The organism is Bradyrhizobium sp. RT6a, from assembly GCF_040547675.1.
Classification (GTDB): Bacteria; Pseudomonadota; Alphaproteobacteria; order Rhizobiales; family Xanthobacteraceae; genus Bradyrhizobium.
This window is the reverse complement of sequence record NZ_JBEPQC010000002.1, coordinates 681723-702028: the sequence shown is the minus strand read 5'-3', so window position 1 is coordinate 702028 and position 20306 is coordinate 681723. Positions and strand designations below refer to the sequence as shown.

Sequence of the window (20306 nt, the reverse complement as noted above, 5' to 3'; positions counted from 1 at the left end):
ATAATCCTATCCGCCGAACTCGAGCTTCGGGGTCTTATACTTGCCGTCCACCACTGACTCGCCGGGCATGTAGACGCGAAAGGCGGTCCAGAACGGCGCGGTCGGAATGATCAACTCGTTTGCGTGCTTTCCCTTGCCGAATTCGTTTTCGGGAACGAAGTAGATGTCGAAGGTCTTGCCGTCGGAATTGAGCTTGAGTTCGGTGTTGCCGATGGTCGAGCCCTTGTCGGTCTTGAGATACTGGTCGTCTCCGTAGACGGTGACCGAGTAGAAGCCGAGCTTGGGATCGACTTGATCGGGCAGGTTGTAGGTGGCCTTGTAAGCCTTGCCCATCTGAACGTCGTGCTTGTCCGTCAGGTAGACGGCGTCCTTGTCGGGCAGCAGACCTGTGGCGATAGCGACACCCCGGTTCTTTGCCTCCACCGACACGGGATGATCGAGAGTGCCCATCGTCCCCTTCACGCCCTCGCTCTGGGCTTCGGCGACATACGTCTCGCGGACCTTCTGGAAGGACTTCATGTCCCAATTCGTGACCTTGAAGGCCTTCGGCTTGTACCCATTCAGATATTCAATTTTCAGCCGATCCTGGTACTGGTTGACCTTCTTGACGTCTTCCGGATCCTTGTCGTTGATCTGCATACGCACGTTGGCATAGAAGAAGTCGGTGGATTTGTCGGCGGGTACCACGTAGCGGCCGGGGCCGTAGAAGACCTTGTAGGTCACGTGGTCGTGATTCATGACGTGCAGCGACATATAACGGCCGTCGTTCTCCGGCAACGTGATGGCCACGTCGCCTCCGCCATCGAGCACGGCGAATGAGTAGACCGTATCGCGGTTCATCAGCGGTGCCGGCTGCTCCGACAGCGCCATCGTCTTCCGATGATGGTGCCAGGCGTTCGTGGCGCCTTGCTCGACCTCCTTTTGCATGGCGAGATCGGTCATGGCACGTGCGAAGTTCTCTTTGGTCACGCCCACGGGACGGTCTTGAGCTACCGCCGCGCCCGTAAGAAGCGCGCACCACAGGCTGAAGGCAGACAGATTAAGTTTCGCTCTCATGTGCTCACCTTTCTAGACAGGTTGGAGTGATAGAATCGAAACGGCGTGCCTGGAGGGCAGGAGACTAGCGTCGCGGCATTCGCACGCGACGGACGCAGTTCTGCACCCCACTTTCGGTTCGCCGAACTTGCCGCCCATCGACACGCCCTCACAAAACGTAGTTCAACCAGGATTTCATTCGCAGCAGGATGCGCCGGATCGCCGCGACCGGCGCCCAATGATCGCTATAGAGCGCGACCTGGGCGGTGGTGCCGGCGGGCAACTGATAGGAGGAAAGATCGTCGACGATGTCGATGTTGACCGATGCCAGTCCTTGGGATTTCGCCCGGTCCTCGGGGTTCAGCAAGGTGCCCGAGGCCTGCAACTGGCCTTGCGATACCGCGTCGATCAGCGCGTTGACCTTGCCGCGGAACACGCGGCCGGGAATCGCGTCGAAGGCGATCTCCGCTTCGGCGCCCGGCCGCAGGCGCTGGACGACCGTCTGCGGAAAGGAAGCCGAGAAGGTTCGGTCGTCGTTGTGGATGAAGACCATGGCGGGCGTCGATGCCGCCATCATGCCAGGACGCAGGAAGAGCTGCGTCACGTATCCGTCGGTCGGAGCGAACACCGTGGTCTGGTCGAGATCATACTGCGCGTCGCGCAGATCGGCCGATAGTCGAGCCACCGTCGTGTTGACGCCGCCGATATCGGAGGTGAAGGCGAGCCGGGCACGCTGCTCGACCGCCTGGGCTTCGGCGACGGTCTGCCTGGCGGCGTCGAGATTGCGCTGCGCGGTGTCGAGCGCCGCCTGCGCGATATCCTTGGCCTGAAAGAGCTGGTTCTGCCTGTCGTAGTTCGCCTGAGCCAGGGAAAGCTGGGCATTCGCCTTTTCGAGGCCGGCCGACGTCTGGTCGAGCGACGCCTTGAGCTGCTTGACGCCCTGCTCCGCCTCCGCCAACGCCGCCTTCTTCTGCTCGACCACGAACTGGTAGGGGGCCGGGTCGATCCTGAACAGCGGATCGCCCTTCTTCAGCGCCACGTTCGGCTTGACCGCGACCTCCACGACCCGCCCCTTGACCTGCGGGATGACGGGCGTGGTGAAGAAATAGAGCCGGGCGTCGGTGGTGAAGGGGTGGTTGTAGTTCATTCCCGCCAGCAGACCGCCGACCATCGCAACGCCTCCGATTCCGGCAGCGGTGATGGTCCACTTGTTGAGCGGGACGCGCAGGACCCTGAAAATCGCGACGCAGATCGCGGCATAGATGAGCAGGAGCAGGACCGCCATGCGTCAACTCGATTGATGAGATTGCTGCTCGAGCGCTGATATGCGCTTCTCAAGCTCCGCCGGTGCTGCGGCGGCGCCCGACAGGCCCCAGCCCCGGTCCGGTCGATAGGCCATCGCCCAGATCCACAGGAACGGCCACAGGGCGCCAAGCGTGAACAGGCTGACCCAGGTCGCTGCGCCGATGGCATCCTGATGTGGGTGATCGCGCCGTTTGGCGATTTCGTAGGGAATGCCCCAGACGGCGACAACCCCGTAGACGACCAGCAGCAACACGAGGATGAGGATGGCCAATGCGACGTAGTCCAGCGTCATGGGTGATGAATCCCTGCGTATCGCCCGCCGACGATGCTCCGATTGCTACTGGCAATAGTCCCAGAAGCCCTGTGTTCGGGACGGGTCGGTGTAGTACCAGCACATCCCTGGCGCGGGCGCCGCCCCCGCCCAGGCGGCGGCGGTCGCTGCGCTCACGAATCCGATCGCCGCGCCGGCGGCGATCGCGCCGCCTCTCGGCCAGTGGTAATAGCCGGGCCGCGCCCAGCCGCCGCGTCCTCGCGCGACCGTGGTGCTGCGAACTGCGATATTGCCCCGCGGTCCCCGGACAGCGGTTCGCCCGTGATAGGCTCCGCCGCGAGGCCCGACGGCGGCGCCGCCGCGATGGACCACCGCCCCGCCTCGAGGCCCGACCGCTGCCCGGCCGCGGTGACCTGCAGCGCGGACTTCGATGAGATTGGGCGATCCTGCGGCGTGTTGCCCGATCGCAAACTGGCTTAGTGGTGCCACCGGTACGGCGCCTGACGGCCTCGTAGTGATAAACATGACTGCGAGGATCGAAGTCGTCAGCCTGGCTATTCGTCGACCGTAGCTCATGTTGAACTCCTCGTTCGATCTCTTGCGTATGCTTTCGGCTCCATCGCCTCCGCACCGCGCAGATGCGGAGCGCGATGTTACACTGCGGGCTAGGGCGTCACGATGTTGAACCAGAACTCGAAGTCGTCGAGAGCGGCGACGACCTGATTGAGCTTCGCCCGGTCTCCGTCGATCTTGACCGTCCCCGACGAAATCGCCTCGTCGAGCTTCGTCTGCTGAAGGATGATCTTGTTTAGAGTGTCCCTCGACAGGGTCAGACTCGCATCGGCCTTGTCCGACTTCATCTTTGCCGTGTGGTTCAGAACTCCGTTCTCCAGCTCGACAAAATAGGTGCCGTCCTGGCCGAAATCGAAGTTCAGCTTCGCCTTGGCGCTGCCTGCCTTTTCGGCGTTCAGACGAACTCCGAGGTAGTCGAAGAACAGATCGGCGGACATCGCGCGCACCGTATCTGGGCTCGCGGTGTTCGGGGTCGGCAGCTTCGCGACCCCGTTGCGCAGCTCCTGAGCGCCGCTCAGATAGAAGTTGCGCCACGGCCCTGACTCGGCCTGGTAGCCGAGCTGCTCGAGCGCGTCGGCCTCCAGGTTCTTGGCGGCCTGGTTGTTCGGATCGGCGAACACGACATGGTAGACCACCTGGGAGACCCACCGGTATTCGCCTTTGTCGTAGGCAGCCTTGGCCTTCTTCAATACTTCATCGGGGCCGCCCATGAATTCGACGTACTTCTTGCTTCCTTCGACCGGGGGCAATTCGTGCAGAGTCGCGGGATTGCCGTCGAACCAGCCGAGATAGAGAACGTAGGTCGCTGCGACGTCGTGGTACACGGACCCATAGTAGCCACGGTTCGCCCAGACGTTTGCGAGGCTGTCCGGCATCTTGAAGGTGTCGGCGATCTCGCGCATGGTCATGCCCTTGTTGACCATGTGCAGCGTCTGGTCGTTGATATAGCGATAGAGATCTCGCTGGCTCTTCAGGAGCCCGGTCACCTTGTCGTTGCCCCAGGTCGGCCAGTGGTGCTGGGCGAAGACGACTTCGACTTTGTCGCCCCACATGACGAGGGCCTGGTTGAGATACTTCGACCAGGGCAGCGGCTCGCGGATCTTGGCACCGCGCAGCGAATAAGTGTTGTGCAGGGTGTGGGTCGCGTCCTCGGCGCTCTCCATGGCCTTCTTCTCCTCGATGAACCACATCATCTCGGAAGGAGCTTCGGAGCCGGGCGCCATCAGGAATTCGTACGTCAAACCGTCGATTTTTACCTTTTGACCTGTCTCCTTGACGATGTCGGTCGGTGCGATCAGCGTCACGGTCCCTGCGGACGTCGTGGTGCCGAGGCCGGCGCCGACCTGCCCTTTCGGATCGGGCTTGAGCAGATTGCCGTACATGTAGCTGGCGCGCCGGCTCATGGCGTTGCCGGCCATCACGTTCTCCGCCACGGCGGCTTCCAGGAAGCCTTCCGGAGCGTAGATCTTGACCTTGCCGGCCTTGACGTCGTCTTCGGTCGTGACGCCGCGCACGCCGCCATAGTGGTCGACATGGCTGTGAGTGTAGATCACGGCCTTGACGGGCTTGTTCCCGCGCTTGGAGCGGTAGAGATCGAGCGCGACCTTCGCCGTCTCCGCCGAGACGAGCGGATCGACGATCGTGATGCCTTCGCTGCCCTCGATGATCGTCATGTTGGACAGGTCCTGATTTCGGACCTGATAGATGCCTTCCACTACCTCGAACAGGCCCGAGATGTTGATGAGCCGGGATTGCCGCCACAGGCTGGGATTGACCGTGTCGGGCGCGTTGGCGTCCTTGATGAAACCGTACTGCTGCGGATTCCAGATCGCGTTGCCTGCGCTTCCCTTGATCAGTTCGGACGGGAGCGGAGCCAGCAGACCCTTGTTGGCGGCGTCGAAGTCGGAGGTGTCGCTGAAGGGTAGTTGTTTCAGTAGAGCCGAATTGGCCTGCTTGGTCGCGTCGGTCGCGTCCTTGCGTTGGTCTTGGGTCTGCGCTGCGGCGCCTTGAAGGAAGCCAGCGGCCAAGATGCCAACGATCGATAGTTTCGCGAAAGAGTTATTTCTCATACTGCGTCTCCGGTCAGTCTTCTTGTGAATTGTCACGCTCAGGCTTGGGGTCGCTTAGATGCGATAGAATTTCCTGTTCCAACTCGAGCAGTAGGTCAGCGTAGTCTTCGACTTTTCGTTCTCCCGTGAGGTCTCCGCGTTTCGCGGCTTGTCGCCAGTGGTCTCGCGCCTTCGCGGCCTCCTCATAATCCGAGCAGATCGCTCTGAAGGAAGCGTCGCGGGCGAAACGTCGGCGGATATCCAGTTCGCGCTCCGGAAGGCGCTCCACAATGTATCGAAGTTCCTCCATGCGACTCGACCGAATCGATGAGTGATGACGCGCTGCATTCGGCGCTCAAGCGAGCATTCGATTGCGACAGCAGGACTGACGCTTCCGAAATCCATTTGGGTTTAGCTTCTTGGGTTTAGCTTCGGTTCGCGTCGTGAATTGCGCCAGCATTGAGCAGCTCTCGCTTTGCCCGCGCAAGGTTCGAACAGGTTCGAACCGGTCGAGCAGTCGAACGACCGAGCAAACGGGCCGATAAAGGGCGCTCGACCTCCAATTGTCTGAGCTGGTACTTGCTCGCAGTTCCTGGCATGCCAACGCTGCGACGAATTGCCTGATCTCACTCTAAACAAATGTGAACTGTTCGGAAGGCGGTGTTCTGTTACTGATACTACGTCGCATGCAATCAGTATGAGGCGTCTTGTGACGTCCAGTCGGTCTAGTTTCCCAAGTGGAGGCGACGCTGAGCTTCCGGAAGCCGCGTATCGCAAGCCCGAGGGGATACCTCCGGAGATTGTGCTTGCTCAGCTCAAGCAAATCTGTTCCAGCCAGCACTTCCACGTGAACGAACGACGGCGCGGATTTCTCCGTTTCATCGTCAAAGAGACGCTTTCGGGACGTGCCTTGAGTCTGAAGGGCTACACGATCGCTCTGGCTGTATTCGGTCGCGACCAGTCATTCGATCCTCAAGTAGATCCCGTCGTGCGCCTCGAAGCCAGACGGCTTCGACGTGACCTCGACAGCTACTATGTGGACGCTGGTCGAAATGACGTGGTCCGCATCTGGATTCCGAAGGGTTCGTACGTTCCGAAGTTCGAATGGCTCAACATGCCGCCGGTTGCCGGTTCGTCGGATGACTTGGCGCACGATGTTCGAACCGTTCCGGCCCAGAACGATGCGGCAGATGTCGCACCATGCGGCAAGGATGTCGCACCATCCGTAAAGTCCAGTGTCTTCCGTCGGCTGTTGATAGGCGCCGCGCTTGTGGCAGCGGTTGCTGCTGGCCTGGCCATCTGGATGTCTCCATTCGATGCGAGTCGATCTCCCTCGAGTGCGACGAGGGAGCCCGGCGTCCTGGTGATGCAGTTCGACTCTTTGAGCTCTGGCGAAAGTGCCCGCTATCTGGCCATCGGGATGGAGCAGGAACTGATCGCCAACCTTTTCCATCTTTCCGGCTTTCGGCTGTATACGTCGGCGGCATTAGCGAACCAGGAGCCGCGGCCGGCGGCACTACAGGTCGCACGCGACCGGGGTTTTGCGTATATCGTAAATGGAAGCGTCCAGGCCGATGGCGGCGAAGTGCGCGTCACGACTTCGGTCGTGAACGCGGCGAGCGGTTTGATCGTATGGACCAAATCCTACAGTCGGCCACTCGACCCGCAGGCTCTTGTGGGCATTCAGAGAAATCTCGCCGAGGAGATCGCTGAAGTCATTGGCCAACCCTATGGTGTGGTCAGGAGCGATATGAGCAACGGCTCGTCCATGCCTGCGGTTTCGAACATGGACAGCTACATGTGCGTGCTTCGCGCCTATGGCTACAGGCGCACCTTCCTCCGGGCGGACTTCGATCCGGCGATGCGATGTCTCGAACAGAGCGTTCAGCGAGACCCCGGGTACAGCGATGCCTGGGCGATGCTCGGATGGCTTCATGTCGACGCCGGCCGCTTGGGCTTCGCCGGTGATGACCGACAAAAACGGTATGAAAAGGCCCAAGAGGCCATATTTAACGCCCTCAGACTTCAGCCGAAGAACCCGCTCGCCCTGAAGGCATTGGCCGCCGCATACCACTTTACTGGCCGCTATGAAGAGAGCCAGCGCCTCACGCGCCAATTGGCCGAACTCTATCCGAATGATCCGGAGATCCTGGCTCAACTCGGCTGGCGGTTATCGGTGAGAGGCAATTTCGAGGAAGGCGTTCCCATCCTCAAGCGTGCGATAGATCGTACGTTGAACCCGCCGAACTGGTACTTTCATTTCATCGCCGTCGGCCTTTGTCTGAAGGGGGATTGGGAGCAAGCCCGCAGGATCGCGGAGCGATCCGCGCTCGGCGATTCAGGATTCAGTCAATTGGTGCTCGCGACCGCCAATGCCGAGCTTGGAGACCGGGAAGGTACGCGGCAGGCCTTGGAGAACCTGGCGCGCTACGACCCCCTGGCTCGCGACCCCGAAGGATTTCTGCGTCGCCAAGGCATTGCGGATCAGACCGTGGGCGCGCTCGTCGCAGGTTTGGGAAAGGCCCGCGCTCTGGCTTCCCGATAGCGATCCAGCCCGAAACTTCACGTTCCGGCACCGGGCTCGCTCGGGCCCGTTCAAATGATGCAAGCGAGGAGGCCGGAATGCCAGACAAGTCGACGGTCCGATCCGTTTGGCAAGGATTTGATCGCAAGACCTATCCAGCGGGCGCAACGATCTTCGCGGAAGGCGACACGGGATCGGCCGCCTTCATTCTGTTGCGCGGCGACGTCGCTCTCGAAGCCGGCAGGCAGCGCGCATTAATCGAGCTGAAGCCCGGCCAGATGTTCGGCATCCATGCGCTGATGGCGGACGCCCGGCGCGGCGCCACGGCCTCGACCCGGGAGGGATGCGAAGTGATGATGGTAAGCGAGGAGAAGTTGAAGCAGAAGCTGGAGGAAGCCGACCCCTTCATCCGCTACTGGGTCGATTATCTGTCGAAGCGCATCGTCGATTTGTCCTCCTGACAGAACATCGTCCGCAATGAATATCTCCGCAGACCGCAGAACCCGCTTGACGCTGTTCGTCACGATCCTGACGCTGTTCCTGGTCTCCGCGCTACTCGTGGGCATCGGCGTCACGACCGCCGATTACATCCAGAACCGCAGCAACGCGCAGCGCGTAGCAGCCGATGCGTTCAAGGAAAAAATCGGCCGCATCAACGAGCGACGGCTTGCCTTCTTCGCTGCGCCTTTTTTGGTGCTGCAGCAGTTCTACGGCCATCCGGCGCTTCGCGACGCAGTCGAATCCAGGGAGGACATCCTGAAACCTCTCCTGCCGAGCCTCATGATGAATCCGCAGATCTCGGCGGTCTATGTCGGCTATGAGAGCGGCAATTTTTTCCACGTCCTGTCGATCTCCGAGGCGGAGAAACCGTTCATCGAGCAACAGGGCGGTCCACCTGCCACCCGGTTTGCCCTCCACGAAATCCGCGTGGTGGACGGTGTCCGCGAGACCTCATGGACATTCCTCGATGCCCGCGGCCAGCAAATCGGAGCGCTTGCGGACCGGGCGGCCACCTACGATCCTCGCAGCCGCGACTGGTATCGCGAAGCGCGTGCGCAGCCCGAGAAGATGATTCGCACGCCGCCGTACATATTCGCGGCCACCTCGCAGGCGGGAATGACCCTGTCGAAAGCAACCGAAGACGGCGTCGTGGGCGTCGACATCACTCTCGATCGGCTGATGGAGTACGTGCGATCCGTCAGATCGAACCAGGATCAGCGCTTCGTGGCGTTCGACGAGCAGGATCGCCTGCTGGCCCATTTCGATCCAGAGCGGATGTTCAAGACATCTGGCGCCGGCGACGCCAAAAAGACCGAGCTTGCAACGACCGCGGACCTCGTGGACCCCATTGTCCGCGAGGCGGTGCGGATTTTCGTGCGCCAGGGCCCGTATGAAATGGCACGCATCGATGTCGGCGGCTCGGAGTATCTCGCCACGGTCGTGCATCAGGTCGGCAGGGACGGCAGCGGTTTTCGAATCCTATATGCGGCGCCTCTGTCGAACTTCATGGGACCACTGGCCGACGCCGCAGCGCGCAATATCCTCGCCGCGTCGCTGGTCTTCCTGCTCGCGCTGCCAGGCATCATCTACCTCGCGCATTCGATTTCGAAGCCCCTGAGCAAGCTGTCTGAGGAGGCCGAACTGATCCGGTCCTTCCAGCTTGCCGAGCCCATCCGGCTGGAGTCGCGGGTGCGCGAGGTCAACGCACTGATCCGATCCATGTCAGGCATGAAAGGGACCATCAGGGAGATCACCAAGTTCGTGCCGAAGGCGCTGGTCAGAGAACTCCTGCAAAGCGAGGGTACCCTCGAGGTGGGCGGCGAAACGCGACTGGTCAGCATCTTGTTCACCGACATCCGAGATTTCACCGAAATGGCCGGGCAGATGCCAGCCGAAAAGCTGATGATCAACCTGTCTGAATATTTCGACGAACTGGCGTCGCTGATCATCCGGGAGAGCGGAACCGTCGATAAGTACATCGGCGATGCCGTCTTCGCCTTCTGGAATGCGCCGCTGCCGGTCGCTCGCCATGAGCACGCGGCTTGCGCTACGGCCCTCAAATGTCGCCTCGCTCTGCGGCGGCTGAACGAGCGGTGGATGGAACGCGGCCTGGCGCCCTGGCAAACCCGGTTCGGGGTTCACGTCGGCCCGGCGGTATTGGGCAATGTAGGCTCGTCCGACCGGATCGACTACACGGCGATCGGCAACACCGTGAACATCGCCTCCCGACTGGAGGGGCTGAATAAGCATTACGGCACTGGCATCCTGGCGAGCGGCGACATCGCAGACGCATGCTCGGAAGAGTTCCTTTTCCGACGCGTCGACCGCAGCCAACCCAAAGGGGCCGGGCAGCCCCTCGACGTCTTTGAGCTTCTTGGTATGCGTGAAGGCCCGGAGGAATTGCGCGTCACGCTGGAAATGACGCGCCTCGTCGAAGACTGGAATCGCGTCTATGCGGAGTATTCCCGTCAGGACTGGCTTGGAACCTTGGATGCGCTGCAGGCATTTGCCGCGCAGCACCCCGCGGACGTGGTTGCCGGCATCTATCTTTCTCGCGTAATCGGATTTGTGCTCGAGCCGCCGCCCCAAAATTGGGACCGGATCATTCACTTCGACCAGAAATAGGCGACTTCGAAAAAGGCCCCGACCGGAGGAGGCGGAAGTTGCCGCCTGATTGGCCGGCCGACTCTGAAGAGCCGCAACCCAGGTCGCGCCGGCATATCTGGAGCCGTCGACTGAACACCTCCTTCGCCTCTCGCGACACCTTGATCAGCAAACTTCCGAGCACAGGGCAATTAAGGCTGCGCTTTGCGGACGAGCTTGGTTCGCGTCGGCAAAAGACCGCCCTACGGCGGCCTTCTGTCGGCCATTGGGATTGGGGTGGGCGGTTACGGGCGAATCCCGTTTTTGCGCGCGCAATCGCGGTAAGCGGAATAGCCTGCGGAGTTTCGGGCGGCCGTGGCTCCGCTTGTCATACTACCAGCAGCAGCCGACGCAGCTTCGTTCGCCTGTCTGAAGCATTCGGCACGGATTGCGTTGGTATCTTTCTTCGGCGCCGCATCGGCTGGAATGGCACTGCCAAGTGCCAGGACAAGAAGGCCTGCGGTGCCGATTAGTCTTGCATTCAACATCATTATCTCCCTTGGTCTGCTTGACGGAAAGACGCATTCCACCGGCTCAACCGGCAGCTCGGCCCTCTAAGTTTCGCTCAAGAATGGAGGCGATCAAGGTACGAACATGTTCGCACACGTGCCGCAGAACCCTCCAGGGAGGCGTCAACCGGCGGTGGTCATCTCGAAAACGGCGTCCAAGAAGAACCGGGGCGTCGGCTTGCCGAGGAATTCGCTCCAGAGGGTAGACGCATCAAAGCGGTGATCCTGAGGTCATTGTTGTCGATCGAGTCCACGTCCGGCCGAACCGCGTGAGGATCCGCGCAGCGAGCGACGTCGCGTCGGCATAGCGGATCAACGCGGCGACGTGGCTGGCGTCTGCGTCGTCACCTGTCCCGCGTCGCTTTATCCCGCCACCCTCCGAGTTCGAGAAGATATCGTTCAACCAATTCAACCGGCAGACCGGCCATCGGATCAAGTACCTGAAGGTCAATGCCAACATCGGCGATCAGGTGCCCAACGAGGACATCGTCAAGTGCTACGAGCTCGATAAGGGGCAGTACATCGAGGTCTCGAGAGAGAGCTTGAGGAGATCGCGCTGGAGTCGACGCGGGCGATTGAGATCGACGACTTGGTTCAAGGGCACGATCCGCTCGAGCGGGCTCCTGCAGCCTGGACGGATTGGGTGCTCAGCGGGCGATCTCAACCGCTCAAGGCGGTGAGATCGATCGTGCACCGAAAGCGCCACGAAGCAGCTACCCGCCGCCTCGGGCGAGTTGGCAATGATCTTGCCCTCCACGACTTCTTCCGGGCGAGGCCTCACGATGTTGTGCGGCGGGCCTTGCGAGGACGCTGATCCCCGAAATCGTCGCCGTAGTCATCACTGGACACGTTCGCGGCGAACTGTCGAGTGGTGAACTCGGCTTGGGGCCGTGGCGGAACTAAGCCGCACCGGATCAGGGCCCAATTTCATGCGCCTCATGTCCTTCGGCTCTGCCAATGTGGGACCTTGGTCCAATTCAGCGGGGCGGTTTGGCCGCATATCTTCCTCACGTAGATACCTTCGCTGCGGCGCGGCGGCACACCCGCACTCCACAACGGGCGCGAAGATCCCTACCACTCTTGATCCATCATTCACGTTCCGGGCCGCCAAACGCTTCATTTCTCCCACGATGGGGACAGCAATGCGCCAAATCACTATTTCTAGTTGTTCTTAACCGGCCAGCACACCGGCAGCTTCTTCGGTCAGTGCGTCGACGAGTCCGTCGCACTCGTCCGCTGTCACACACGTGTGCCGAAAACTGCGGAGGAGAAGATGGATCGGAGTGCGACGCTCAGTTTTGACGATCCACTTTGTTACCAGGCGGCGATCACTATTGCCGATTTTGAGGTGCTACCCACGTCAGGCTGTTCGTTCAAAGCGGAACTGACCAAGGTTCGCCTAGGCGAGCTATTGCTCCAACGCTTCTTCCACAATTTGCCCACGATCAACTCCGGGTTCATCAAGCCCGGACGCAGCGTACTTACATTCCTGACGTCCTCGTCCCCAGCTAGTATGCGGCACTGCGGGATGGACGTTTCGTCTGGGACCATTATCGTCAATGACAGTGACGAGATACACCAGCAGACCGAGGCCGAGTTTCGTCTAGGATCGATATCTCTTGAGATGCCCAGACTTGATGCGGCTTGCCAAGTCATAGCCGGTTGCGATTTGTTTTCGAGCTCTTCGCAAAGGCAGCTTGTTCGGCCAGATGCTGCTATGATGTCGCGGCTGCTGAACCTGCATGAGATAGTGGGCCAAATCGCTGAGAACGCGCCCGAGATTCTTGTCGTCAACGAGGCGGCGCGCTCTTTGGAGAACCAGTTCATCCATCTATTGGTCAGGTGTCTCACCGAGAGCGCCTCCAGTCGATCCATTAACTGCGGCCTGCGTCAGGCTCGGATAATCGCAAAATTCCATGAATATCTCGAAGCTAACCCAAACGTGCCGCTTTATTTAGGAGACATATGCGGAGCGATCGGAGCTGCGGAGCGCAGCCTTCGCGCCGCCTGCGAAATACATCTCGGTATGGGTCCTATCCGCTACCTCGCGCTGAGGAGAATGCACCTTGTTCGCCGTGCACTCTTGCAAGCCGGTTCTTCCACGACAACGGTGACAAGAATTGCCATGGAGCACGGATTCTGGGAGCTGGGGCGCTTCTCGGTGAATTACCGCGCGATGTTTGGGGAAACACCTTCGGCTACGTTGTTCCGAGCCACCGCGCGACCGAGCCTACGGATGGCCGATGTGGCGTGAGCGCTCCCAGCAGAATGCATCTGGTAAGTGCAACATCCTTGAAGGAGGCGACTAGCGCCATCTCCAGCTTTCCCGTCCTGTCGCGATGTTGATCCCCGGCCTGTTCTGACGCACAGTCGGGCATCCGCAACGTTGCGGTGACGGATTCGTTTTGGCTCCGACCTCTTCAAGATCCCGGTTTACTGGCCGATGGCTGCTCATGTAATTGGTCAGCTTCGAGCCACACCAGAATATTCTCCGACGGGATTGACGCTCTTGGCTGGTGCGGGAGGATAGTCCCTGCCGTAACGATCAATCCGCCGTTCAACTTGGCTCGTGCAAACTCCTTGGCTTCTGATTCGGTTTCAAATGTCTTGGTTAAGCGGGGATGTCGCCGTCTTGAGACCGTGCCAATCGGCGGAACTTCAAAAGTGACGTACCAAGTGTGTTTCATTCCGTCATACCGCCAAGGGGCTGTCAGTAGCCTAACTCCGCGCTGAAGAAAAAAGCGGCCACCCTGCGCTGAGTTCTTCGCATTTCGACCCGCAGCAGATAATTTTCTATCGACGCATGACTTCCATCAGACACGCTTCACACCGGGCGGCCTCCACGTCCCTTCGCCAGCTGGCAGGATCGACGGCGGCATAGGGTTTGGCCAGTACAGGCGCATCACGAGATAGATCCTGTCATCGGGCGCAGGGAGCCAATTCGCCTCCTTGTCCGCGCCGGGACTGTCCTTTTGAATGTACAGCGTCAGGGAGCCGTCCGCGTCCTTTTTCATTGTCGACATCATTGGAGAGTTGATGAGGTACCGATTGAGCCGGTTCTTGACCAGTAGCTGGCTCTTGCCATCGTACATCGTAACTGACCAGAACGCATTTACTGGCGGCAGCTGGCCGGACGCGAAGGTGATTGTGTAGTTGTGCTTGCTGCTGTCGAGCGGCTCACCACTCGCGTCCACTCGGGTATAGGGATACATGGCTTCGACAGCATCATTGCCGTATAGGCCGCCCTTGGCAGCGCCCGCTCGCATGACCCAATCGCCGTTGTAGAAGGTCTCGTCGCCAAAGAACGAACCAACATTCCAGCCGTCGATGTTTTTGTTTCCGGCGGACAGCCATGAGTCTACCTTCTCGTCACCCCGCTTCATCCCCAGAAGGATTTCGGCTTTGTGTTCGACCGATAGATCTTTGAACGCGAAAGTCTTGCCGGGCCCGATGCCGATCTTTGCAAGTTTCGCACGGATCGATTTGTCTCTCGCTGTCTCGGGGACAAATTGCAGCGCTGCGTCGAGATATTGGAAAAAGTTACCTTTGATGCCAGCCGTGGTGGCAGGAAGAAAGTCGATCGGGGGCGCGGCGGGCGGCGCGGGTTGTCTACGGTATGCAGAAAGCGGCTGCGCCTTGTACCCGGACTGAACCTTCTCGACGTTCGACATATCGCCAGGATTGAAGAGCTGAGTACGGAAAATCGCGAGCGCGAACGGGGTCGTTGATTGAAAGACCTGCTTGACCCCGCTGGGCGTTTCACCCTTCCAGCCCGGAGCAACCAGCAGATAGTCACCCGCCTCGCTCCCAGTGGCTCGTGTGCCGATGTAGCCAAAATTGTAGGTATTGCCGTCGATGAACTGGACCGAGTAGTAGCGGTCCTTTTCAGTCATCGGGACCGAGACAACGATTGCTTCAGCGCGGAGATCCAGCCAGAGCAACGAGTAAGGAGTGTCGCTGTTCGGGGTAATGACAGCGGTGTCCTCCGGGGTAGCGACGCGATGCTGGTTGTTGATTTCGTTGAAAGGCGCCTTGAACTGCCCCGAATTCCTATCAACCGCGAATTCCTGCATCACCGCATAGTTCATCACGAGCGGCAAGCCGAAGATGAAACCTTCTTCGGCGATGTCCTTCGCCTCAAAAATACTCGGCCATTCCGGTCTGTTTTGGGCATGCACGTCGGTGGATACCAACGTAGCGGACGCGAGCCCCGCGATTGCAGCAGAGCGGAGCAACTCCCGTTTTGTAAGCATCTAACAACTTCCTTCCGTCTCTCGCCTCGTCAATGACGTTCGGACAGGAAGCACAATAACCAGGGTTTTGGAGTGCTGACTATGCGAAATCGGCGAGCTCAGGCTCGCTTCTGGTGGCGCGAATGACCCTGGAGTGTGAACTCGAAATTCGCGCGATGCCCGGAGAATATCTCAACAACCGGTTTTTGACTGGTTCAGCGCTCTCATCAGTCGTCCGGGCCCGGCGAAGGTCAAGATGAAGGCGCGCGAGCGCTTCCGCGCGGCGTCCGCCAACCAAAAGACGGGATCATTATCGAGGGGGCCGCCGCCTCTGGATCATGACCTCGGTAGCCTAAGCCGAGGCAACCGCGTCGCCGAACGCGCCTTTCGCCCGTTCGTCTTCTCATCTGCCACACCATTTTCCATGGTGCCTCTCGCAGTGCCTCTCGCAGTTCATCCGCCCTCGCCAGGCGTGGGTCCTTGTTTGCAGCATCGTAGGCCGGCAACCTCGCTTCCATCCACAGCAGCATGCCTGGATTTCACTAAACGACAGCAGCCTTCCACGATTGTACACCTCCGGCTGACGTTCCATAGGAAAGGTAATTAACTTGCGACCGGAGCTGATTGCTCCTTTGTGGACGCGCGGCAACTCCTCGCTAAAGCGCTGCATTCAGAATTTGTTCATCGCCATTTGAGTCAATTCGGCGCGCAGTTGTCCTCTTTCGGCGGGAAACCTTTCCCAGTCTCCATCCGGATCGCGACTGGTAGAGGTACGCATCTTCGAAGGCGAAGACTCTGCTCCAAGGCACTTTCATCTCCGCTAGATAATGCTTCGCACTCGCCCCCAGAGTGAATGGGATGCGTTCACCCTTCGAGCAGTGTTGAAATGACTACGCAAATTCGGCCGTGGGAAAAATCCTAGCAACCGCAGATTGGCTCGCCGCGGCCGGGAATTCGATACCGGGAATTACGTTTGGCCGTTTTCGCATAGTCGCGATTACCGAGAGGCATTATCGAACAAGAGGCCTGGCAAGAGACAGTAACAAGCTCGAATATACACCCCGCTCATTGCCGGTGACTGCGTTGAGCAACTTTGGAAAAGGGGAGCCTCCGGTGATCAAATTTGCCAAAGTGCCCTTGGTTCTGGCGATCCTGACCTTCGCACTCGCATGTGCCTGCGAGACTGCTGCCGCTTCGGTGCGCGTCGCGGGCCAGGTCCAGGCCGGCGGTGGACCGTTCGTAAGCTCGACCATCACCCTGTGGGGTGCGAGTGCGGGCGAACCCAAGCAGTTGGCTCAGGCAAGATCGGACAGTGACGGCCGATTTGAGCTTCGAACTGACGAAACACCCGGCAAGGACGTAGTCCTGTATGTGATTGCTAAAGGTGGCGCAGGTACTAAAACCGGCAGCGGCGACAATCCGGCGACCACTCTGTTGAGTGTGCTGGGCAACAATCCTCCCGCGCAGGTCGTCATCAACGAGATGACTACCGTCGCGTCGGCGTTTACTGCCGCCCAATTTATCAAGGGCGACTCCATCTCTGGCAATCCACTCGGTTTACGCATCGCCGCTGGAAATGCTCCAAACTTGGTTGATCCGACCACCGGGGCATGGGGCAAGGTGCTCCTTGATCCGCTCAACAGCACGCAAACCACCACACTTGCAAGCCTAAACACTCTAGGCTCGCTGATTGCGGCGTTTGCGACCGCAGGTAATGATGATTGGCGAGCCCGCTTCCTCAAGGCCGCCACCACCAGCAGCGGCGTGACGCCGAAGACCACGCTCGAAGCGATGGTAAGCATCGCCCGCGAGCCCTGGGCAGACCCAAAGACACTTTACGCGTTGTTCGATGAAGCCTACCCGCAACCCAAGGACGGCGCCCGACGCAAGGCGCCGTTCGTGCCGTACTTGGCTTACGTCCCCGATGACTTCGCTCTCTCGCTTTGCTTCGCAGGCGGCGGGGTTTACTCGGCCGGTCGTCTGATGTTCGACCCCGAGGGCAATCTTTGGAGTGGACAAAATTGGATGGCCGGTTCGCAGTCTGGCGTCAATCAAAGTACCGGCGGCGGTGTGGCCAAACTCTCGCCCGCCGGAACGGCGCTCTCGCCACCAATCACGGGCTTCACCGGGATGGGTATTGATGGAGTCGGCTGGGGCACCGCTGTGACGCGGGATAGGGTTTGGACCACGAGTTTTAACGGAAAGATTTTCGTGATGGATTTCGACGGTCGCCCCAGCGGCATGGAGAGCGACTTTCCTTTCAAGGAGAAATTTCTTGGCCTCATGGGCATCGGCGTCTCGGCAGGCGGTGATGTCTGGATTGCAGATGGCTCCGACAATCAGTTGCTGCACTTTCCTGGTGGGCGGGTGAAGGACGGCCGGATCGTCAAAGTCGCCGGTCTGAAGTCTCCCTTCGACATCGTCGTCGATGGCCAAAATCGGGTTTGGGTCAGCAACTCTCAGTCGGACACCGTCGTCCGGTTTGACGCCGGTGATCCCTCTAAAACGGAAACATTCCGCGCCGGGATTGGTGTTCGTGCTCTCGCGCTCGACAGTAAGGGGAACGCTTGGGTGGCCAGCAATATGTCGCTCGACTTCCCCCCGCCGGTCATTCCCGACGGCGCGTCTATCATGGAGCAATTCAAGATCGCCGCGGGACACATGCTCAAGGTCCTCGAGACCAACCCCAAGATGGTCACCGGCGTCGTCAACATGATCCGTCCCGACGGCTCCCAGCCTGCTCCGATGGGCTTCACCGGCAACAAAGCAGTCAGTGTGCCGTGGGGTTTGAATATTGACGGTAACGACGACGTCTGGATCGGCAATTTCTGAGGCCGTGGTGTCGTGTTGATGGCGGGTGACAACACCACGAGTCATCCGGCGGGTACGAAGACTGGCGATGCCATCCACGTTTTCAGAGGCGGCAGCATCCAAATGCTGACCGATGTATCGATTGATGCGGGCGGCAACGTTTGGGCGGCTAATAACTGGAATGATCTCAACGGAGCCGCCGCGCCTGACCCTCTTCGTCCCACTTCGACATGGGGTGGAGGTTCGGGCATCACGGTCATTTACGGAGTAGCGGGCCCGGTAAAGCCGCCGCGCATGGGCAAGGTCCAAAGGTACTGAACGAGATGAATTGAAAGATCCATTTTTGTGGGTGCCCCAGAAAATGTGGTGCCCACTTCTGGATCAGGGATGGAAAGATCACCCGCGCCTGGCGACTACACCCACACCGCAAGGATTTAGGCAAGCGCCCTCGCGGAACGCGCCTTGGCTCGCCCTCTCGTCTTTTCGTCCGGCAACCTCGTCGCCAACGCGGCCTTTCGCATTTCGACTGCCTTCGCCAAGCGGGGGTCCTTCTTTGCAGCTTCGTAGGCCGGCAACACCGCTTCCATCCACATCAGCATGCCTTCGGCCTTGAACACGACGCGGTCGGCGGCGCTGTAGACGGTCTGGGTAATGGCAGCGACCTCCCGCGACATTTTGTCTGCGCCGCTCACGCGATGATCCAGAAGCGCGGATGCATATGCACCTTCCCCGAAATTCTCAAAGAAGCTCGTGACCGACCGACGCTCGTCATGAGGGCCAATCCGGTTCGGCAGCCCGACAACAGTAAGCAGATCCGGCCATCCCGGTTTGCGACCTGCCAGGGCATCAAGCGCGTGATTGAGGGAGGAAGGGGTAATCGCCTTATCCAGGTGGGCCGGTACGCGATTGTCGTTACGTTGTTTAGCGGCGAGAGCGCGCACAAGGTACTTGTTGCGATCCTGCGGAAACGCCCAGGTCGACACTGCGCCTAACTGTTGTTTCGAGTACCGCGCAACTCTTTCGAGGATCTCGATCGCAATAGGCGGAACGCTCAGCTTGATTTCGCGCTTGTTTTTCACCTCGTCCGGTTTCCAGGTATAGACGCGCCAACCGACACGTTCCGGGGCGGGATCAGGAACCCAGCGATCGGAGCGCAAGGCGAGCATATTCACCAGCGCGGAGCTCCGTTGAGGGATCATCCATGAAACCTGCAGAGCCCCCAGCACTGCGTCGTTGTTATTGCCTCCCAAAGGCCTGACGGCCTCCAGAAGGGCAATGAGCATCCCGATCTGCGCCGGGGTGAGATAGCGCCCTGAGCGATCCTCCATCTCGTACTCGTGGGATAACGCCTCCCACCAGGTCGCAGTCGGTTCGAGACCGGTGAAGCGACGCTTTTGCTTGAGTCCCCAGCGTAGAACCCGCTTGGCAAGATCAGCATATTTTGCGGCAGCTGAAGGACCTGAACCACTGGCCTCAATCAGGTCGCGAACCTCTTCAAGATCCTCAAGCCGAAGCTCCTTGACGAAACGCTTCTTGAGGTCAGCGTTCTCCGGCCGATCCCGCAATCGCGTCTCAATCTCGGTGATTGACGAAGGTGCAAGTCGCAGCTTGGGTGCTTCATTGCGACCACCATTTTTCGAGCTTTTCGTACGTTGCGCATACTGAGTGATCAGCATCTCGAACGTCCACAGTTCGCCCTTCAAAGCTTCAGCGCGATCTACAGCGACAGCGACGGACTTCTCGTCTCCACCCATAAGCCTTGTTTCAATGACTGCATCCGGATCGCGCCCATTCTTGATCGCGAAAATCGTTTCAGTAGCGATCTTCTTTACCTGGGCGAAGGTGAAATCTCCTGCCGCCCCAAGCCGCCGCTTTACAACTGAGGATTTTTGGCCGGGGACGCGCGTGCGAGCCTGCACATAGTATGCAACCTCTCCGCCCCTGACACGGATGCTTAGACCCCTTGGATTATCGATGGCGAACTGACATTCGGCGCTCACGTCGCGCTTGGCACTAGCCTCGCTCAGCAACTCCTTGGTCAACGCGTAGCGCCTGTTCGCCATTTTCCTAGCCTTTTGGGATACATGGGGCTACAACGATATGGAGGTCCAAGGCCCATTCCACAAGCGGTCGATTTAGGCTGTCCGTTTAACCTCCTATACCGTCAACAAATTTTGCCATTCTTGGTTCGTTGAGAGATATCCTGTTTACAGACACGCGGTTTTGTAAACCGAAGGTCGGGGGTTCAATCCCCTCAGCCGGCACCATTCGCCGCCGGAATCGACAACTTAGCGGGCCCTACCCAGGGTAGTCGGCGAAACTTTCGGTTATTTGTCGATGCACCAGCTTCAACGA

General features: G+C 59.6%; 13 protein-coding genes and 1 pseudogene. 6 read left to right on the top strand and 8 right to left on the bottom strand.

The window, feature by feature from the left end:
• Positions 1-6: 6 nt before the first annotated feature.
• The 6 genes from ABIC03_RS13130 to ABIC03_RS13105 all read right to left on the bottom strand — a co-directional run bounded on the left by ABIC03_RS13130 (position 7) and on the right by ABIC03_RS13105 (position 5542).
• Positions 7-1056, bottom strand: coding sequence for a DUF1254 domain-containing protein (locus ABIC03_RS13130; RefSeq protein ID WP_354058605.1), 1050 nt, complete (start codon positions 1054-1056; stop codon positions 7-9).
• Between the two features lie 148 nt (positions 1057-1204).
• Positions 1205-2320, bottom strand: coding sequence for an HlyD family secretion protein (locus ABIC03_RS13125; protein ID WP_354058603.1), 1116 nt, complete (start codon positions 2318-2320; stop codon positions 1205-1207).
• Positions 2321-2323: 3 nt separating this feature from the next.
• The gene (locus tag ABIC03_RS13120) at positions 2324-2632 is read right to left on the bottom strand and encodes a DUF3302 domain-containing protein (protein WP_354058601.1); all 309 of its coding nucleotides are present in this window, start codon (positions 2630-2632) and stop codon (positions 2324-2326) included.
• Positions 2633-2677: 45 nt separating this feature from the next.
• A complete protein-coding gene (locus ABIC03_RS13115; protein ID WP_354058599.1) occupies positions 2678-3187 on the bottom strand; it encodes a hypothetical protein in 510 nt (169 codons plus the stop codon).
• 89 nt (positions 3188-3276) lie between these two features.
• Entirely contained in the window at positions 3277-5253 is a 1977-nt protein-coding gene (locus ABIC03_RS13110; protein ID WP_354058597.1) for an alkyl/aryl-sulfatase, read from the bottom strand.
• A gap of 13 nt (positions 5254-5266) precedes the next feature.
• Positions 5267-5542, bottom strand: a complete 276-nt coding sequence (locus ABIC03_RS13105; protein WP_354058595.1) for a hypothetical protein — start codon at positions 5540-5542, stop codon at positions 5267-5269.
• 492 nt (positions 5543-6034) lie between these two features.
• Between ABIC03_RS13105 and ABIC03_RS13100 the strand changes: the two genes are divergently transcribed.
• The 5 genes and pseudogenes from ABIC03_RS13100 to ABIC03_RS13080 all read left to right on the top strand — a co-directional run bounded on the left by ABIC03_RS13100 (position 6035) and on the right by ABIC03_RS13080 (position 13162).
• Complete coding sequence (locus ABIC03_RS13100) at positions 6035-7777, top strand: tetratricopeptide repeat protein (protein ID WP_354058593.1); 1743 nt, start codon at positions 6035-6037, stop codon at positions 7775-7777.
• A gap of 77 nt (positions 7778-7854) precedes the next feature.
• The gene (locus tag ABIC03_RS13095; RefSeq protein WP_354058591.1) at positions 7855-8217 is read left to right on the top strand and encodes a Crp/Fnr family transcriptional regulator; all 363 of its coding nucleotides are present in this window, start codon (positions 7855-7857) and stop codon (positions 8215-8217) included.
• Between the two features lie 46 nt (positions 8218-8263).
• Complete coding sequence (locus ABIC03_RS13090; protein WP_354058589.1) at positions 8264-10381, top strand: adenylate/guanylate cyclase domain-containing protein; 2118 nt, start codon at positions 8264-8266, stop codon at positions 10379-10381.
• 831 nt (positions 10382-11212) lie between these two features.
• Positions 11213-11515: pseudogene (locus ABIC03_RS13085) on the top strand (Ku protein); the annotation flags it as partial.
• Between the two features lie 666 nt (positions 11516-12181).
• Positions 12182-13162, top strand: a complete 981-nt coding sequence (locus tag ABIC03_RS13080; protein ID WP_354058587.1) for a helix-turn-helix domain-containing protein — start codon at positions 12182-12184, stop codon at positions 13160-13162.
• A 559-nt stretch (positions 13163-13721) separates the two neighbouring features.
• Here ABIC03_RS13080 and ABIC03_RS13075 read toward each other — a convergent pair.
• A complete protein-coding gene (locus ABIC03_RS13075) occupies positions 13722-15161 on the bottom strand; it encodes a DUF1254 domain-containing protein (RefSeq protein WP_354058585.1) in 1440 nt (479 codons plus the stop codon).
• A gap of 1092 nt (positions 15162-16253) precedes the next feature.
• Between ABIC03_RS13075 and ABIC03_RS13070 the strand changes: the two genes are divergently transcribed.
• A complete protein-coding gene (locus tag ABIC03_RS13070) occupies positions 16254-17972 on the top strand; it encodes a hypothetical protein (protein WP_354058583.1) in 1719 nt (572 codons plus the stop codon).
• 413 nt (positions 17973-18385) lie between these two features.
• Here ABIC03_RS13070 and ABIC03_RS13065 read toward each other — a convergent pair whose 3' ends face one another.
• Positions 18386-20014: a hypothetical protein gene (locus tag ABIC03_RS13065; protein WP_275168344.1), complete on the bottom strand. Its 1629-nt coding sequence runs from the start codon at positions 20012-20014 to the stop codon at positions 18386-18388.
• Between the last annotated feature and the right edge of the window lie 292 nt (positions 20015-20306).

What these genes read in the sequence shown, in the direction of transcription:
- ABIC03_RS13130 (WP_354058605.1), bottom strand. Translation starts at nt 1,056, where the DNA reads ATGAGAGCGAAACTTAATCTGTCTGCCTTCAGCCTGTGGTGCGCGCTT.
- ABIC03_RS13125 (WP_354058603.1), bottom strand. Translation starts at nt 2,320, where the DNA reads ATGGCGGTCCTGCTCCTGCTCATCTATGCCGCGATCTGCGTCGCGATT.
- ABIC03_RS13120 (WP_354058601.1), bottom strand. Translation starts at nt 2,632, where the DNA reads ATGACGCTGGACTACGTCGCATTGGCCATCCTCATCCTCGTGTTGCTG.
- ABIC03_RS13115 (WP_354058599.1), bottom strand. Translation starts at nt 3,187, where the DNA reads ATGAGCTACGGTCGACGAATAGCCAGGCTGACGACTTCGATCCTCGCA.
- ABIC03_RS13110 (WP_354058597.1), bottom strand. Translation starts at nt 5,253, where the DNA reads ATGAGAAATAACTCTTTCGCGAAACTATCGATCGTTGGCATCTTGGCC.
- ABIC03_RS13105 (WP_354058595.1), bottom strand. Translation starts at nt 5,542, where the DNA reads ATGGAGGAACTTCGATACATTGTGGAGCGCCTTCCGGAGCGCGAACTG.
- ABIC03_RS13095 (WP_354058591.1), top strand. Translation starts at nt 7,855, where the DNA reads ATGCCAGACAAGTCGACGGTCCGATCCGTTTGGCAAGGATTTGATCGC.
- ABIC03_RS13080 (WP_354058587.1), top strand. Translation starts at nt 12,182, where the DNA reads ATGGATCGGAGTGCGACGCTCAGTTTTGACGATCCACTTTGTTACCAG.
- ABIC03_RS13075 (WP_354058585.1), bottom strand. Translation starts at nt 15,161, where the DNA reads ATGCTTACAAAACGGGAGTTGCTCCGCTCTGCTGCAATCGCGGGGCTC.
- ABIC03_RS13065 (WP_275168344.1), bottom strand. Translation starts at nt 20,014, where the DNA reads ATGGCGAACAGGCGCTACGCGTTGACCAAGGAGTTGCTGAGCGAGGCT.